Genomic DNA, 16,033 nt, shown 5'->3' on the forward strand with positions numbered 1-16,033 from the left:
GATCTGCTGCACCTGGATGGTCGGCTTGTCCCACCCCGGCGCGGGTGTTGCCGGCACGTCGATGCGCTCGCCCACTCCGGAATCCCGCGTTTCCGCGGCCGGTGGCATGGGCGCCTGGTGTGGTGGGACGGCCGCTGCGGGTCCGGCTCCTGGTGGGGCCGAGGTGGGTGCCGCGGTCGGCGCACCGGACGTCGGCAGGGCGGAGACCGGGATGGGCGGCGGCGGAGGAAGTACGCCGGACCCGGGCGGGGCGGAGGTCGGGGCCGGGATCCTCGGCGCCGGCGGGACGGTCGCCGCGGTGGGCGGAACCATCGGACCGGGCGCAGCGGAGTTCGGCGCGGCCGACCCCGGGGCGGACGCGGGCGGCGTCGACACGGGTCGGACCGGAGGCGGGATGACCGGCGCCGGCGGCAACGGGATCGACGGCGCGGCGGGCGGCGCGGAGCTGGGCGCGTGCGGCATGGGGTGCGCGGTAGGCGGGGCGGGCGCCATCGGGACGGGGTTCGGCGGCGTCGCCGGAACAACCGGGGGTCGAGACGTAACCGGCGTGACTCCGGGCGCCGGCGGCACGGCGTTGACCGGCACGATCCCAGGCGGCGGCACCGGCGTGACAGGCATAACCCCGGGTGCCGGCACCGGCGTGACTGGCGTAACCGCGGGTGCCGGCGGCACGGCGGTGACCGGCGAACCCTCCGGAGTCGGCGGCACGGCGGCGGGTGGTGCCACTTGAGTGGGGCCGGCGGTAGGCGGTACGGGGATCCGGGTCGTCGCCTCCGCTGGCGGTGCCCAGCCACCATGCGGTCCGCTGACTGGCGCACCCGGCCCGAACGCCTGGGGCGGGGGAGCGGGCGTCGGCGCGGGGACGGCCGGAGGCGGCGGCAGCGGGGCCGAGGTGGGGGCGGCGCTGACCGGCGCGGGCGGCGGTGGCGGCAGCAGGTGGGTCGCCGGGCCGGGAGCGGGCGGTGCCCAGGGTGCCGGTCGGGCCGGCCCCGGCGGGGGCGCCCATTCGGAACCGGGCACCGGCGGGACGGCGGCGGGCGGCGGGGGGACGGCGGCAGGCATCGGCCGAATAGCGGCGGGCGCCGACGGGACGCCGGCGGGGGCCGCGGGAGCGCCGGGGTGGGGCGGGGCGGGCTGCGACGGGTACGGCTGCTGCACCGCCGGCAGCGACATGGTCGGCCCGGACAGCGCCCCTGGTTCGGGCTGTGGGCCGGCAGCGGCGGCGGAGCCGCCGGGGTGCGGTCCGGGCGGGACGGGAGCGGCGGCGGAGCCGCCGAGGTAGTGGCGGGCTGCGCGTACCGCGGGGTGGTCCGGACCGAGCACGGCGGGCCCGGCGGTGGCCACGCGGGTGTAGTTGCGGCGGGCCTCGTGCCGGTTGCCGAGCTCCTCCGCCACGCCGGCGAGGTCGAAGCTGAGGGCGAGCATCAGCGGGTCGCTGTCGGTGCGGCGACGCTCGCCAGCCGCGTACGCCTCTTCGAGGACCCGCCGGGCGGCGGCGGGGTCGTCGGCCTCGCGGTGCAGTCGGGCCAGCAGGTGGCCGGTGGCGAGTACGTCGGGGTGGTCCTCACCGTAGGCCGGTCGGGCCGCCGCGATCGCGTCGGCGAGCAGGCGGCGGGCGGTCGCCAGGTCACCGGCGGAGCGCAGCGCGAGGGCCTGGTGTTGAGCGGCGGTCAGGGGGGAGGGGTGGGACACGTGAGCAATGCTGCCCGGAATCGCCGGTTCCTCGCTACCCACCCCCCAGCATCCGGTCTCGGCTGCCGTGTCGGGCCGCCGGCCCGGCCGACTGAGCTGGGGAAACGCGGCGGCGTGATGACGATGTGCATGATCCACCTGGGCCGTGTACAGTAATGCCCCGTGCGGCCCCCCGGGGCGGCCGAACCGGTGAGAAGATCACCTCGGTCGACAGGGTAGGCTGGACGAGCAGGTCCGGGTGGCGGAATGGCAGACGCGCTAGCTTGAGGTGCTAGTGCCCGTATAGGGCGTGGGGGTTCAAGTCCCCCCTCGGACACAAACCATTACCCACGGTGCGCGCTTAGATCCACTGAAGCGCGCACCGTTTGCGTTTGCGGCTGGTAGGTGAGCCGGAGGCCGAGTTGGCGGTAGACCTCGGCCTTGTCGGCGGGGTCGGCGTCGCGAAGGGCGGCGGCGATGTCGCCGAGATCCGCACCGGGACCGGGCCCGAGGCTATGGCCTCCCTACGCGACGCCGCCATCGGTGCCCTGCCCACCGCCGGAATCGCCAACATCGCCGCGGCCAACCGGCATCACGCCCGCGACAGCACCCGCCCGCTGGCAATGCTCGGCATCACCTGACGACTTTGCCGGGGCCCTGATTCCTGATTGAGCTGTCAGAATGCTGACTTTCAGCGGCGGGCGGAGATTTTGTAAACGCTTGGCATCGAACATTGCCTCATCCGCCGGCACGAATTCGAGGCGCTCGGCTGAGCGGCGGATGGGGGCGACAGCGGTGAAGGTTGTCTTTGTTGGATGATCGGCTTTCGTGCCGCACCGCTGGGTGATTGACCGCTTACGAAATCACGAACATTCTTGTGCCAGCCTGAGCCGGCAGCCAGTGGGGGCGCTTGGTGGGCTGGTCGGTCTGTATCCCGAAGGGGCAGAGCACATGGGCATCAAGAGAATCCGCTTAGCTGTCGCGGCGTTTGCGGCAACCGCCACAATCGCTGCCCTCTTTCTCAACTCCGGTACGGCATTGGCGGCATCGGGCGCGGGCGCGGTGAAGGTGACGATCAACGCCCCGGAGGGGGTGCCGGCGACGATCTTCCTGGACGGCAAGACGCAACTGGTAGCCGCAAAGCCACCCGCCAGCACGACGGCGACGCTGACGCTGTCGATGCCCGCTGGGGCATATCACGTGAACCTTCCCGCGATCGAGTTCGGCGGGGCAAGGTATGTCGGGCAGTCGTCGAGGCCGGAGGCGGTCGTCCGTCCCGGAGCCACCACGCCTCTGACCGTGATCTACGAATGGGAAGGCGGTCCCCGCGACCTCCACGTGACAAGCCTCGACCGGACCACGGTCGCGCTGCGCTGGACCGCCGCCGACAGTTGGCGGTTCGCCCTGCGGCGTGCAGTGGGACCCACCGCACCAAGAAAGGTGGACGAAGGCGCCTTCGTGCCGACCGACGGGACAAGCGCCACCGACAGTGGACTTGCGCCCGGCGCCCAGTACTCCTACTCCCTGTTCGCCAAGGACCACAGCCGTTGGTATGGGCCACTGGTCATATCGGTGACGACTGCCTCCCCAGCTGGATCTACAAATGCCTCGTATGTGACACAGCCCTCGACGTTCATCGCCAACGCGGACGACATCGCATCGGCGGCTACGACCGGTGACGGCGTCCGGATCGTGCTCAACGAGGGTGTACGCACTCCGCTGCTCGGCGCGGCCGTTGTCCTGCCGGTCTCACCGGCGCTACCGGGCGGCTACTTGGGCGTCGTCAGCGGTGTGTCCAGTAACGGAAGGGCGCTCGACCTCGTAGCGGGCGGTCTGAGCGACGCCTTTGACTACTACGAACTCTCGGTCGACTCGTTCACCACCGACGCCGACATCCTCGCGTCCCCGACCACCGCGCCGTCGGCCGCAGCACCCAGCGCAAAGTCCAGCGGCACGGCAATGAAGAAGCCCGCGACACGCACCAAGGCTGGCAAGGGCAGTGCCGCGTCGAAGAGCGTTGCCGGGGCGGCCGCGCCGATGACAGCGGACGTCCCGCCTGCGCCTTCAGTCTCCGCAGGCCTTTGCCACATCAGCGTCGGAACGAAGGTCGAGTACGCCCCGAGCATTGCGCTCGCGGGCCACTTCAAGACCAAGCTGGACAAGTACCGCTTCCTCGGCGTGGATATCCCGACCGGCGCATCCCTGGACATGGCACTGACGGCAAAGGTTATCGGGGCAGCTTCGATCGATGTTGGCGCGAAGTACGACTGCGTGCTGCCGTTGCCTAAGGTGTTCAAGACGCTGACTGTCAACCCGGTCCCGCTATCAGTAATGCTCGAGCCGACCGTGCGGTTCACCGTCTCCGGCGCACTGAAAGTTTCCAACATCGGAGCCACCGTCACTGGCGGGGTCCACGTGGCCGGCTCGATGACAGTAAAAGATGGCGCATCCTTCTTCGGGTCAGCCATCCTGGACGCCTCACCCCTGACCCCGCTGGTCTCGCTTAACGGTGCGGTCGACCTCGAGGCCGGCGGCGCCCTGACCGTCGGTCCTGGCGTTGGCACCGCCAACGCAGGCGTGATCGCCGGAGTGAAGGGCCAGATCTACCCTCTCGATGCAAGTTACAAGGCCCACTTCCCGCTGGGGGACCCGAACTACAACAACTGCAGCCACCTCAAGGCCTCGTTGTCGGCGGGGCTGAGCCTCACGGCGAAAGCCTGGCTCAATAGCTGGTCCTGGAGCCAGAACATCACCCTCGACGCCCTGAACGGGGAACTGCCCTACCCCGGTTCACCTTGGGAGTTCCCAAAGGGCTGCAGCATCCCCACCGGCACGCCGGACTCACTGCTCGGTCCCGGCGTGTCCAAGGTCAGCGACTCCACCTCCGGGTCCGCCGACCAGTGGGGCCATGTGGACGGGTTTGTGCCCGGTAAAAAGGCGTGGGTACTGAGCACGGGACGGATCTCCGACGCCGTCGGTACACCCGACCAGTTCGCCAGCACAGAGCTCGGACTACCCGGCGACGCAGATCTGTCGGCCTTGGCGGGATACGCCACCCATGACGCCGCCTCATACCAGGTGACCCTGGTGCCGAGCGCACCCACGCTTCACGTCCGCTACGTGTTCGCCAGCGAGGAGTATCCCGAGTATGTCGGCAGCCAGTTCAACGACGTGATGGCCGTCTACGTCAACGGCAAGAACTGCTCGTTTGTCCCAGGCACCACGACACCGGTGTCGATCAACACGATCAACGCGGGCGAGAACAGCACCTACTATGTCGACAACTCCACCGGCGCGGCCGGATACTCCACCAGCATGGACGGTCTTACTGTTCCGCTGACCTGCTCCGTACCGGTCGCCCCGGGAGTGCCGGTGACCGTCCGGATCGCAGTGGCCGATACCTCCGACGGGATCTACGACAGCGCCGTCGCACTCGTTGATGGCGGTATCTGGACGGACTAGTCATCCGCCAACAGAGAACCGGAATAATCGACAAGCATTGATGACCGGGGCAGGGGAGCGGCCTTCGTGCTTCCCTGCCCTGAGTTGCGGGGAAGGGTGCCAGTTCGATCGGTCCTCAACTGCGTCGAACGGCACCCAACGGTGTGCAACCGCACCCACCCCTGGCTGCGGCTTCTCGTTTCCGCAGGTCAGAGTCAGTGCGGCGTCCTGCTTCACACGGAGTGCTCAGCGGCTTTGCGCAGCAGTCGACAGGGCTCTATGTCGCCTGGCAGGGGAGTATGCGCAGGTCACGGCGGTAAGGAGCCGCTGCATAGCCCGGCCTTGCAGGTGGGAGCAGATTGGGTGCAGGTTGGCGTAGTGGTCACCATCCCCGAAGTGCTCGCCGACACCAGATAGGGACGAGGGCTTTGACCTGCGGTGATGCGGTCGAGCGGCCTGGCGTGACCTCCCAGAGAAGACCGAAGGTATCAACTCGAGGCTTCACTCGGCCGGCCCCTGGGCTTAGGGCTAGTTGTAGGAATCAGCACGGGTATGGCACGGGGTGGCAGCTGCTCGTGCGTCAGCGGGATGGACGCCCGGATCAGCTTGAACAGGTAGCTGTTCATCCCACCCCGCTCTGGTGCCGATCGTCCGCGACCTGCCATCCGTCATTCCTGCATTGATCGGGAGCCGCGCACGACCCGTCTTCGTCAGATGGCTTCGGGGGTGGGCATGCTGCGGGGTGGCGCGTTCTGCGGCGAGTCTGCGACGATGCGGCGCGGTGCGGGCGGTTCAGCAGATGGGGTCAGCGATGCAACGCCGGGTGATGTGTTTCAGCTATGACGAGGCAACGCGTCTCTGCCGGTCGCCGGAAGGCCCTGCGGAGCTCAGTCTCCTGACGCATGGCGCAAGCAGCATCAAGCTGAGCCAGGTCACGGGCGCCATGGTCGGCGGAGGCATGTGATGGACCCGCAGGCATCTCTCCGCTCTGAATTCGAGCAGATGTTTCGTCAGCTCGCTGTCGACGTGGCCCGCGACGTCCTTGAAAATGCCAGGCCGCACATCGTGAGGTGGGTGAGTGAGCAGGCGATTCCGGCTGTGGCCTCGGCGATCCCGGCTGTCGGATCGGCTGTGGCGTCGGCCATCCCGGCTGTAGGATCTGCGGTGGCATCTGTCGCGACGTCAGCCTGGAGAACGCTGGCCAGCATCGGTAGCGGTGGCGACCAGGTCGTCCGGGTAGAGGCGACGGTTGGCCCGGTCGAAGCGGCGCGGCCGGTGGAGTCTGCGCCTGCAGAAGCGTCGTACGACGTGGTGGCCGTGCTCGAGGCATACCGGGCCGGGATGAACAAGGCCGAAGCGCGGCGGCGCATCGTCACAACCTTGGCGGCGAAACTGTTTGCGGCTGATCAGCTGCAGATGGTTCGTGACGTGGAGAGCGAGAACAGCAGCGACACGAGAGAGTTGACCAGCGCGATGGTGACGCTCACGGAGCAGCAGCTCGGGCGGGGCGTCCAGTTGATGCTCGAAGCGACGCCGTCGTTGCTCAGCGAGCAGTCGTTGAGCGACCTGCGGAACATTCTCGAAGCGTGATGACCCTCGTCTTGTTCGTCTTGCGTGCGGGACAGGTGTCGGGGCTTGGCGCTCTAGCAGCCTGCGTTCCCTGAGCGACCGTCGGCGAGGACGGTGGAGGTGGCGCGTTGTTGGGTGTGCCGTCGGCCACGCTGGCCACGTCCTGAAAGCGCAAGCCCACCAGGGGGAGTCCGGACCGCCATTGCGGCCAGCGTCAGCGACGCGCGGCGCACCCACTTGCAGTACAACTAGGGCCAGGTCCTGCAACAGACGTAGGGGCGGCCTCGGTCGTAGATGGCGCGTGACCGTGGTTGCTTGGCCTGGGGCAGTCGGGCGAGAACGTTGAGGAAGGTGTCACCGTCCGGCTCGAATCGGTAATTCGGGAGCAGTGCCGGCAGGGCGTCCGGCGGGATTGGGACGGACCGTCCAACCGGCTTCGGGGCTCGGTGGAACGCGAGGTGTCGCCGGGCGTCCCAGGCCAGCGGGACTGGCGTCATCGGCGGGGTCGCCGGCCAGAGTTCACCGGTTTGCGGGTGTTCCGGGATGAGGGCGAGGTCGGCGTCGGTGTGCGGAATGCCGGGCCCGGCTAGGACCAGGGTGCGTTCCTGCCCCGTACTGCCCGCCCCGACGAGGCGGTCGAGAGTTGGTCGGAAGACCTCGCGACCTGGTGATCGGGGATCGCCACAGGATCGCCGTCCGAGGCGGCCAGCATGTGTGCCAGTGCCGAGGCTGCGGTGGCCTTCCATATCGGGTGCCAGCATCGCCGGCGCGTTGGTTACGCCGAGGTAGGCCAGTTGAAGCAGCACGACCAGTCATCCTCGCCCAGTGGTTTCAGCGATTCGACCAGCCTGGGCACGTTGATGAGGGCAAGATCTTTGTCGTCGTGGTCAAACCGGGCGTGACCAGGGGCGGCCGTCATTGTCGGCACCTGCAGGGCTAGCAGGCCCAATAGGCGGCGCACAGAGCCGACGAGCACGAGATATGCGGAGGCACCCATGAAGGCAATCGTCGCGATGGATCAGGCCGCGGAAGCAGCCGGGATCACACTCGCGGAGCGGCCTGAGCCGACGCCGGCGATCAACGACGTCGTCGTTGAAGTCCACGCCTCGGGCTTCGTCCCCGCGGAGTGGGAGTGGCCCTCGACGTGGGTCGATCGCTCCGGTCACGATCGCGCCCAGGCGATCATCGGCCACGAGTTCGCCGGAGTGGTCTCCTCCCTCGGCTACGGCACGACGGGACTCTCGTTGGGACAGCGGGTGTTCGGGATCACGGACTGGCACCGCGATGGAACGCTGGCTGAGTACGCGGCCGTGGAGGCACGCAACCTTGCGCCGCTGCCGGGGAACGTCGACTTCACGGTGGGTGCGAGTCTGCCGATCTCCGGACTGACCGCGTGGCAGGGCCTGTTCCAGCACGGTCGTCTTCAGGCGGGGCAGAGCGTCCTCGCACACGGCGCCGCCGGCGCCGTCGGATCAGTGGTGACGCAGCTCGCCCGGGAGTTCGGCGCCTACGTCATCGGTACCGGTCGGGCGGCGGACCGCCTGGCGGCGCTCGACTTCGGCGCGAACGAGTTCCTCGACCTCGACCACGAGGAGCTCGACGACATCGGCGGGGTCGACCTGGTCTTCGATGTCATCGGCGGTGATGTCCAAAGGCGCTCGGCGAGCATCATCCGGCCTGGCGGGACGTTGGTGTCGGTGGTCGGACCTGTTGAGGCTCGCCCTGTCGACGGCTTGGCGGTCGACTTCGTCGTCGAGTCCGTTCCGAGTCAGCTAATGGAGATCGTCGACCGGGTGCGAGACGGGCGCCTTCGCACGCACATCGGAACAGTCGCGACTCTCGACGACGCCATCCCCGCGCTCAACCCGACCGAGCGGCGCAAGGGCAAGACCGTCATTCGCGTGCGCCCCTGAGCGCCCTGGAATAGGCGCGCGCACCCAGCAGGCCCAGGCGGCGCGCGCAGCCGATGCCGCTGCTGCTGCCGCTGCCGGTGATCAGGGCGACCTGTCCGCCAGCGGACGCGAGGTGGTCACGCCAGCAGCTCCGCGACGGCGGTCGTGAAGACCTCAGTGTGGTGGTCCACGTCAGCGGCAGTCGTCGCGGGCGACATCAACGCCATGTTGTGGAACGGAGTGAGCAACACGCCGCGGTTGGCGAGGTACAGGTGCAGATAGTCCTCCAGTTCGCCGTCCGATGCGCGCGCCGATGAGGTCCCGTCGCGGGGGGCGGGTCGCGCGAACCGGTACTCCGCCCGGGCACCGAGCTGGTTGATCGACCACGGCAGGTCATGGGCCTCGATGACCGTGGTGACCGCGTCGGTGAACCGGGTCGCGAGCGCCGTCATTCCCGCAAACGCGGAATCGGTGAGCACATGATCGAGGGTGGCTCGCGTGGCGGCCAGCGACAGCGCGTTCCCGGCCAGCGTCCCACCCACCCCGCCCATGTCGACCAGGTCGAGGTCGTCGCGGTCGAGGATCGCCGCGGCCAGCGCGGCGGTGAGGCCGTACGCGCCGACGGGCACCCCGCCGCCGATGGCCTTACCGATGGTGACGATGTCCGGTGCGAGGCCCCAGGCACCCGTGCAGCCACCGGGGCCAGCCGAGAAGGTGTGCGTCTCATCGTTGATCAACAGAGTGCCGTGCCGGCGAGTCAGGCTACGTACCGCGTCGAGGTAGCCCGGCTCGGGCAGCACGATGCCGATGTTGGTCAGCGCCGGCTCCATGAGCACGGCGGCGACATCGCCGTGGGCGAGTTGCCGCGCGAGCCCGTCGGCGTCGTTGAACTCCGCCACCCGACTGGTCAGCGTCACGTCGCACGGAGCGCCGACGTTGCCCGGCCGGCTGACCCCCTCGCCGTCCTCGCCGACGACGATGAGTGACTCGTCGACGCTGCCGTGATAGCAGAAGCTGTTGACCAGGACCTTCGGCCGACCCGTGACCGCGCGCGCCAGGCGGATCGCCCAGCGGTTGGCGTCCGTGGCGGTCAGCGAGAAGCTCCACTTCGGCAGGCCGAACCGGCGGGTCAGCTCGGCGCCCACCCATTCGGCGTCCTCGGTCGGCATCATCGCCGTCGCTCCGCCGAGGGAGGCCAGCCGTCGCGTGACCGCCTCCGTCACCGCGGTCGGGCTGTGTCCCGCCATGGCTCCTGTGTCGCCCAGGCACAGGTCGACGTAATCGTGGCCGTCGAGGTCGACCACGTGGCTGCCGCGGGCGGACTCCAGGTACAGCGGGAAGCCGGCGGCTTGCTTGTTCATCCAGGTCATCGGCACTCGACCGAACAGGTGCTCTGCCTTCGCGTACGCCGCGGCCGAACGCGGATTCCGTCGGACGTAGCTGTCGCGCTCGCGCTCCAACAGAGTGCTGAGCCTGCTGCGATCCATGGATCCTCCTGGAGACGATGCGGGCCGCGTGATGGGCGACGGAGCTGGAATCTACTCGCCGCGATTTCCTTCCGTCAACGGCGTTGACAGTGCCACTGACGACGGCCCCGCCCCGCCACGACCACCTGCCTGACCCGGCGCGGGCCACGGTCGCGGCGGTGTGATCTGCTGGCACCAGCGCGACCACGAGGAGGCCGAGTTTCGATGGCGAAGGAATCCGATGGCGGTCCCGGCGCCTCCCCGGATGCGCCGCCGGGGCCCACGCGCTCGTCCGGGACGAGGAAGCGGGCAAGCCTCTCCCGGGAGGTCATCCTGGAGACCGCCATGCGCCTCGCCGACAGTGAGGGAGCGACCTTCCTGACCCTCACCCGCCTCGGACGTGCCCTCGGCGCGGATCCCACCGCCCTCTACCGGCATTTCCGCAACAAGGACGAGCTCCTGCTCGCCATGGGTGACCAGATCATGGCGGAGGCGGTTGCCGGGATCGAGCCGGGCAGGACCTGGGTGGACACGTTGCGCAGCGCCGCCTGGTCCATGCGGCGGGCCTACCTGGCGCGTCCTGCGCTCGGGGCCCAGTCGGCCGCACGCTTCACCGGGGGCGACGCCGAGATGCAGCTCGTTCACACGATCATCGGCGAGCTGACGAAGGCGGGATTCGAGCCCGAAGAAGCCGCCCGTCACTGCCGTGCCTTCGCGGAGGTCGTCCTCGGGCACATCGGCATCACGGCGACACTGCTCAGCCTCTCTCCCGAGCAACAGGCGTTGGACGTCGCGATCGGGATGCGTGTCTACGCCACCCCCGCGCAGCGCCCCGCGACGCTGCGGTCGGCCAGCACCCACGTGGCCACCGCCCTCGATGACGAGAACGAGGTGTTCGGCACGGTCCTGGAGACCTACCTCACAGGGCTCCGTTCCCGGGTCTCAGCAGCGCGACCCGACCGCTGAGAAGGTCGACCCACGCTACGTGGACTCAATCTGCAGGCTGGCTAACGGCCGCTGGCTGCACCGACTCCATCGCGGCAGCCACCGCAGCTTGGACCTGTGGTGGCCGGGGGCGACGGTGCTGACCGTGTCGGCCTGAGCCTGGGCGGCCGACGGCGGGGTGGGCGCGCTGATCACCAGGCGCAGGGCGCGTAGTCCTTCAGGAAGCAGCCATACAGGTCTTCGCCCTGTTCGCCGCGGACGATCGGGTCGTAGACCCGGGCCGCGCCGTCGACCAGGTCCAGCGGGGCGTGGAAGCCGGCGTCCGCCAGCCGCATCTTCGTCGGGTGGGGCCGCTCGTCGGTGATCCAGCCGGTGTCGACGCTGGTCATCAGGATGCCGTCGGCCAGCATCTCCTGGGCGCTGGTCCGGGTGAGCATGTTCAGCGCGGCCTTGGCCATGTTGGTGTGCGGGTGCCCCGGCCCCTTGTAGCCGCGGGCGAACTGGCCCTCCATCGCCGACACGTTCACCACGTACTTCCGGCGGGCGGTCGCTGCGGCCATCGCCGGTCGCAGTCGGCTGACCAGCACGAACGGCGCGGTCACATTGCACAGCTGCACTTCAAGCAGCTCGACCGGGTCCACCTCGTGCACCCGCTGCACCCAGCTGTTGACCGGGTCGAGGTCCGGGACCAGACCGCCGGCGTCGATGGCGCTGGCTGCCGCGATCCGTTCCGGCGAGGCGGAACCGCTGGTCAGCGCCAACGCGGTGAGCGCCTGCGGGGTGACCGGGGCCGGCTGCGGCGAGGCGATCAGGGCCGCCGGGTCGCCCTGGCCGGCAGGTTTGGCGAACGTGATCAGCTCCGGCAAGGGGCCGTCCGGCAGGGCCGCCGCCTCCGCGGCGACGAGCTGCGCGTATGCCCCGGGCGTGCGGCGGACGGTCTGCGCCGCATTGTTGATCAGGATGTCGAGTGGTCCCTGGGCGCTGACCGAGTCAGCGAGGGCGATCACCTGGGCGGGGTCGCGCAGGTCGATCCCGACGATCCGCAGGCGGTGCAGCCAGTCCCCGCTGTCCGGCATCGCTGCGAATCGGCGGACCGCGTCGTGCGGGAACCGGGTGGTTACCGTGGTGTGCGCGCCGTCGCGCAGCAGCCGCAGCGCGATGTACATGCCGATCTTGGCTCGGCCGCCGGTGAGCAGCGCCCGCCGGCCAGTGAGGTCGGTGCGGGCGTTCCGACGCTCCCGGTTGAGCGCGGCGCAGGGCGGGCAGAGCTGATGGTAGAAGGCGTCCACCTCGCGGTAACGCTGCTTGCAGACGTAGCAGCCGCGCGGATTGTGCAGGAAGCCGGCCGTGGCACCCACGGTCGGGGAGGCGAGCGGGATGCCCTGGGTCTCGTCGTCGATCCGGCCCGGGGCGCCGGTGGCGGTGGCCGCCGTCACCGCGCGGTCGGCCGCCGCGATGGCATCCCGCCGTTCCTCGCGTCGCCGCTGCTTGATCACCTTGTAGAGCTTCGCGGTGGCCCGTTGCACCCGCACCACATCGGGGTGATCGGGAGGCAGGTCCTCCAACGCCTCGAAGACGCTGAGACAGGTCTCCAGCTGTCCACGGTCAATGCCGTATTGAGCGGTTTCGGTAATGTTGTCCGCCGTCATTCTGTCGCTGTCTCGTCCCGTTCCCTGCGCCGGATCTACCCGGCCCACCCCAAGTCCGACCCGGAACTGTACGCACCGCACGGCCTCCGACGCATCCCGCGTCTGTTCGACAGCCCAAAGATCGTGAAGGCCAACCTCGCCCGGCGTACGGAAACTGTGCATATCCAGCCGCACGAAGCTCGGTGCAGCCATGGGCAGGCCGGCCGCGCCGCCACCCCGGACCGGCTAGAGTTGTGCGAGCTTCAAGGTCGCGCCGATCGTCATCTGCGGTGGGGTAATGGTTCGTGTCGCCCCGACACACACCCAAGTCAGGCGTACGAGGGCCGTCGCGGGTCCAGCAATTCGGTGACGCGACCACGATCGAGCAGATCGATGAGTGCGTTGGTGCCTCGTTCGACCTTGACCGCCATCTCATCCGGGTGCAGAGGGATCAGCGCGAGCAACGCGATTCGGCTGCCGTCGGCGACCTGGATCGTCCGGGCCTCGGCCGGCACGCGCAGCATCGGCGCGACGACGACCCCGGCGAACGGGGTGCCCGCAGCGTACGGCTGGGCGGGTTCACCGTTCGGCACAGAATGCCACTCGCCGATCCAGGTCCCGTACTCGTGAGGCAGCCGAGCAACCTGCTTGAGGACTCGCAGCGGCCACCCGGTTGCATCGTCGAGCCCGGCCACCTCGTCCAGCGGCCAATCTGCAGGCAGGCTGAGCATCAGTTCGGCGTACGGGCTGATGTCGTGGCCCTCCGGCACCGTCATCGGCAGCTCACTCATCCCAGACGTGACCAGCGTGCGGTACGGGCGCTGCTCGGTCGGTGCCACGACATAGACATGCACACCGACCAGGTGCGAGGCGATCTCATGGTAGACGAACTCGACCGGCCCGAAGTGTTCCTCGATGTGTCGGTCGATTGCGTCGGCGAAGGCCCGCTGCGGGCCTTGCGCCGGTACGAACCCCTCGTGCACCGACTGATGACGGAGGACTCCTGACCCGCGCGGCTCGTCCATGACGACGCAGCCTAGGCCACGGTCCAACGAGGGTGCGCCCCGAGGAGCGTTCATCGGGATGTGCAGGCGTCCGGGCCTGCCGGAGGGAGTCGGCTGCGGGTCCGGAGTTGCCCCAGCTCTGTCGCATTCCGTGCGCCGACCATGGCGGATCAGTTGGTGGACCTGTGTCGCACGTCAGTCGACGGAGGAACGCGCTCCACCGCACCCTCACCAGAACTGTCGGGCTCCACTAGCTGCGTTCGGGATCAAGTGGAGCCCGACACCGCATCTAGTCCGCAAGAGCCGACCCCGAGCACGGGGGAGTGGTGGGAGATGTCGAGAGGTGTTTCCGCTGCTAGACGCCTAGCTGCCCAGGTCGGCGCGCCGGGCAGTTCGCTCTCGTAATGCGTACGTCGACGGTTCGATTCCGTCAGGCGGCTCGGTGAAGAAGCCCAGGTCACCGACCTGGGCTTCTGCCGTTTTCCGAGGTCCGATCACGTCGCCGCTGGCGGTGCGATCGGCGTGGACTGATGTTTCTTAGCTGGGGCGACATCCCTGAGCAGCCAGTCGACCGGAGGGCTGACCAGCGGACGCAACGCCCACACCACTGGCCGGCTGGCGGTGATCCAGACCAGCGCGACGACCGCGGCGATGAGCACCAGCAAGGCTGGGATGTTGTCGACCTGCTTGTCGAGGGGTGACCACTGGAAAGCCAGGACGACGAACCCGTGCAGCAGATACGGGTACATGGAGTTGGCTCCCCAACCTGTGAGGAACGTGTGGCGACGGGGAGCGAGCATCATGATCGCCCATGTCATCGCCACCCCGACGGCCATCAGTCCAAGCCGGATCAGGACGCCCTCGGTCACCTCCACCCCGAGCCGCTGATACATGCGGTTCCAGTACACCCAGAGGTTCGACAGGCGCGAGGCGACCAGATAGGCGATCGGCGCGGCAGCGATGAGGACAGCGATCGCGGTCAGCCGCACGGGCGGAGATGGGCGGTACGCGAGCCTGCCGCGACCGAGCCAGACGCCGAGGACGAAGAAGGGCAGCATTCCTGCCACCCGGTCCAACGACAGGGCGTGGCCGAGCAGGCTGGCGGTTCCGGCGGAGAGGGACACGACGATCGCGATGACGACCGCTCCGCGAAGTTGGGCGAAGAGCGGTGTGAGCATCCGCCAGATGAACAAGGCGGGCAGGAACCACAGGTGATAAATCGGGGAGAGGAGCATGTTGGCTGTCCACGGCATCGGCTTGTCCATCGCCGTGTAGAAGCTCATGTACAGCAGCTGAAACACCACGTACGGCGCGAGCAGATCCCGGATCAGCGATGCCGCACGACGGCCGGTGAGCTCGGTTGCCGAGAGCATCCCCGAAAGCATGACGAAGGCCGGCATGTGGCACAGGTAGATGAATGTGTAGATCGTCCTGCCACCGGGCGAGGAGCCGACCGTCTGACCCACCATGTGGCCGAGCACGACCAGGACGATCAACAGCCCTTTGATGTTGTCGATGTACGGGTCGCGCCGGACGGGCGCGACAGCGACGCCGGGGCTGTCAGGCATCACCGTGGTTGTCACCCGGCCAGGCTGCCGGTCGGCCGATAGCCCGACCTAGCTGGAGTGAACAGGATCACCAAGACCAACGCGTCACCCACGGAGCAGCCGGTGTAGGCCAGGAACCGCACCGGCGGAGGCCAGACGACTCCGGGATGGAGTTGTCGAACGGTTCCGGTCCGTGGCTGGCGGGATGGCAGCGGGTGAGCGGAGTGGGGCGCGACAAAATCGGCGGATGGAAGATCTGCTGCGATTCCTTCATGCGCGCTACGAGGCGGACAATCACGCCTACGCCGAGGTGGCCCACCGCTTCGGCGGTGAAGCTCTGCTCGACAGCCACCTGCCGATGCTCGACCTGGTCGACATGCTGGCACGGGAGTACGAGGCGATGGACCCGTCTGATGAGCGCTTCGCCGGTCTCGGGTACGCGGTCCGAGTACTGGTGCAGTCCTACTCCGAGCACCCCGACTATCGGCACGAGTGGCACCTGTAGCTGGCCCGGCAAGGCGATTCATCGTCCGCGCGCACGTGGGATCTCCCGAGCTGATACGACAGCCGGGCCCGTTCACCGCACCGCACGGCTCACCGATTGAATGGCCGTATGAGGGTTCCGGCCATTGGCGTTCGAACTGCTCTACCGTGTCCGTCGTCTGTACTGGCGGGTCAGCCGACCCCCTACGGGGTGAAGGCGCTGATCATGCACCCGGTCGGCCCTGGAAGCGCACGGACGCCGAGCCGCTGACCGAGACGCGTCCTGAGGTTCAAGAACCGAGTCGGTTGCACGGGTGGAGTCCGAACTGTTCGATCAGAGCCAGACAGCTCGACGGCTAGCTACTCCGATAGCCCAGGCGGACGGTA

The 16,033-nt window shown here is 68.7% G+C and carries 12 protein-coding genes, 1 tRNA gene and 1 pseudogene; 8 read left to right on the forward strand and 6 right to left on the reverse strand.

Annotation, left to right across the window (positions count from 1 at the left end; translation table 11 throughout):
• Positions 1-298 precede the first annotated feature (298 nt).
• Positions 299-730 carry a hypothetical protein gene (locus FXF50_RS29095; protein WP_222865982.1) on the forward strand — a complete coding sequence of 144 codons (432 nt, stop codon included), beginning with the start codon at positions 299-301 and terminating at the stop codon, positions 728-730.
• Between the two features lie 788 nt (positions 731-1,518).
• On the opposite strand, the pseudogene FXF50_RS30180 reads toward FXF50_RS29095, so the two are convergent.
• Positions 1,519-1,830 (reverse strand): annotated as a pseudogene (locus FXF50_RS30180) (hypothetical protein); the annotation flags it as partial.
• 94 nt (positions 1,831-1,924) lie between these two features.
• Here FXF50_RS30180 and FXF50_RS00275 point away from each other — a divergent pair.
• The 4 genes from FXF50_RS00275 to FXF50_RS00290 all read left to right on the forward strand — a co-directional run bounded on the left by FXF50_RS00275 (position 1,925) and on the right by FXF50_RS00290 (position 6,702).
• Positions 1,925-2,008 (forward strand) — tRNA-Leu (locus tag FXF50_RS00275).
• Between the two features lie 55 nt (positions 2,009-2,063).
• Positions 2,064-2,312, forward strand: a complete 249-nt coding sequence (locus FXF50_RS29610; protein WP_148425169.1) for a hypothetical protein — start codon at positions 2,064-2,066, stop codon at positions 2,310-2,312.
• A 310-nt stretch (positions 2,313-2,622) separates the two neighbouring features.
• A complete protein-coding gene (locus FXF50_RS00285) occupies positions 2,623-5,133 on the forward strand; it encodes a choice-of-anchor L domain-containing protein (protein ID WP_148425170.1) in 2,511 nt (836 codons plus the stop codon).
• A 942-nt stretch (positions 5,134-6,075) separates the two neighbouring features.
• Positions 6,076-6,702: a hypothetical protein gene (locus FXF50_RS00290; protein ID WP_148425171.1), complete on the forward strand. Its 627-nt coding sequence runs from the start codon at positions 6,076-6,078 to the stop codon at positions 6,700-6,702.
• Positions 6,703-7,456: 754 nt separating this feature from the next.
• On the opposite strand, the gene FXF50_RS00300 is transcribed toward FXF50_RS00290, so the two are convergent.
• On the reverse strand, positions 7,457-7,678 hold the full coding sequence (locus FXF50_RS00300) for a hypothetical protein (RefSeq protein WP_148425172.1): 222 nt from the start codon (positions 7,676-7,678) through the stop codon (positions 7,457-7,459).
• On the opposite strand from FXF50_RS00300, the gene FXF50_RS00305 reads away from it, so the two are divergent.
• Complete coding sequence (locus FXF50_RS00305) at positions 7,677-8,594, forward strand: NADP-dependent oxidoreductase (protein ID WP_148425173.1); 918 nt, start codon at positions 7,677-7,679, stop codon at positions 8,592-8,594. The two genes, FXF50_RS00300 and FXF50_RS00305, sit on opposite strands and share 2 nt — an antisense overlap.
• Positions 8,595-8,710: 116 nt before the next feature.
• On the opposite strand, the gene FXF50_RS00310 is transcribed toward FXF50_RS00305, so the two are convergent.
• Positions 8,711-10,060 carry a transaminase gene (locus FXF50_RS00310; protein WP_148425174.1) on the reverse strand — a complete coding sequence of 450 codons (1,350 nt, stop codon included), beginning with the start codon at positions 10,058-10,060 and terminating at the stop codon, positions 8,711-8,713.
• 204 nt (positions 10,061-10,264) lie between these two features.
• On the opposite strand from FXF50_RS00310, the gene FXF50_RS29100 reads away from it, so the two are divergent.
• On the forward strand, positions 10,265-11,005 hold the full coding sequence (locus FXF50_RS29100; protein WP_187399446.1) for a TetR/AcrR family transcriptional regulator C-terminal domain-containing protein: 741 nt from the start codon (positions 10,265-10,267) through the stop codon (positions 11,003-11,005).
• Positions 11,006-11,175: 170 nt separating this feature from the next.
• On the opposite strand, the gene FXF50_RS00320 is transcribed toward FXF50_RS29100, so the two are convergent.
• The 3 genes from FXF50_RS00320 to FXF50_RS00330 form a co-directional block, all read right to left on the reverse strand.
• A complete protein-coding gene (locus tag FXF50_RS00320) occupies positions 11,176-12,633 on the reverse strand; it encodes an SDR family oxidoreductase (RefSeq protein WP_148425663.1) in 1,458 nt (485 codons plus the stop codon).
• Between the two features lie 308 nt (positions 12,634-12,941).
• Positions 12,942-13,637 carry a suppressor of fused domain protein gene (locus tag FXF50_RS00325; RefSeq protein WP_148425175.1) on the reverse strand — a complete coding sequence of 232 codons (696 nt, stop codon included), beginning with the start codon at positions 13,635-13,637 and terminating at the stop codon, positions 12,942-12,944.
• Between the two features lie 473 nt (positions 13,638-14,110).
• Positions 14,111-15,199, reverse strand: a complete 1,089-nt coding sequence (locus FXF50_RS00330) for an acyltransferase family protein (RefSeq protein ID WP_148425176.1) — start codon at positions 15,197-15,199, stop codon at positions 14,111-14,113.
• Positions 15,200-15,410: 211 nt separating this feature from the next.
• On the opposite strand from FXF50_RS00330, the gene FXF50_RS00335 reads away from it, so the two are divergent.
• The gene (locus FXF50_RS00335; RefSeq protein WP_148425177.1) at positions 15,411-15,668 is read left to right on the forward strand and encodes a DUF6221 family protein; all 258 of its coding nucleotides are present in this window, start codon (positions 15,411-15,413) and stop codon (positions 15,666-15,668) included.
• Positions 15,669-16,033: the final 365 nt, after the last annotated feature.

It is taken from the genome of Micromonospora sp. AP08, from assembly GCF_008085935.1.
Lineage (GTDB): Bacteria > Actinomycetota > Actinomycetes > Mycobacteriales > Micromonosporaceae > Micromonospora > Micromonospora chersina.

Coding starts and splice junctions, on each gene's coding strand:
- FXF50_RS00285 (WP_148425170.1), top strand. CDS start 2,623: ATGGGCATCAAGAGAATCCGCTTAGCTGTCGCGGCGTTTGCGGCAACC.
- FXF50_RS00290 (WP_148425171.1), top strand. CDS start 6,076: ATGGACCCGCAGGCATCTCTCCGCTCTGAATTCGAGCAGATGTTTCGT.
- FXF50_RS00305 (WP_148425173.1), top strand. CDS start 7,677: ATGAAGGCAATCGTCGCGATGGATCAGGCCGCGGAAGCAGCCGGGATC.
- FXF50_RS00300 (WP_148425172.1), bottom strand. CDS start 7,678: ATGGGTGCCTCCGCATATCTCGTGCTCGTCGGCTCTGTGCGCCGCCTA.
- FXF50_RS00310 (WP_148425174.1), bottom strand. CDS start 10,060: ATGGATCGCAGCAGGCTCAGCACTCTGTTGGAGCGCGAGCGCGACAGC.
- FXF50_RS29100 (WP_187399446.1), top strand. CDS start 10,265: ATGGCGAAGGAATCCGATGGCGGTCCCGGCGCCTCCCCGGATGCGCCG.
- FXF50_RS00320 (WP_148425663.1), bottom strand. CDS start 12,633: ATGACGGCGGACAACATTACCGAAACCGCTCAATACGGCATTGACCGT.
- FXF50_RS00325 (WP_148425175.1), bottom strand. CDS start 13,637: ATGGACGAGCCGCGCGGGTCAGGAGTCCTCCGTCATCAGTCGGTGCAC.
- FXF50_RS00335 (WP_148425177.1), top strand. CDS start 15,411: ATGGAAGATCTGCTGCGATTCCTTCATGCGCGCTACGAGGCGGACAAT.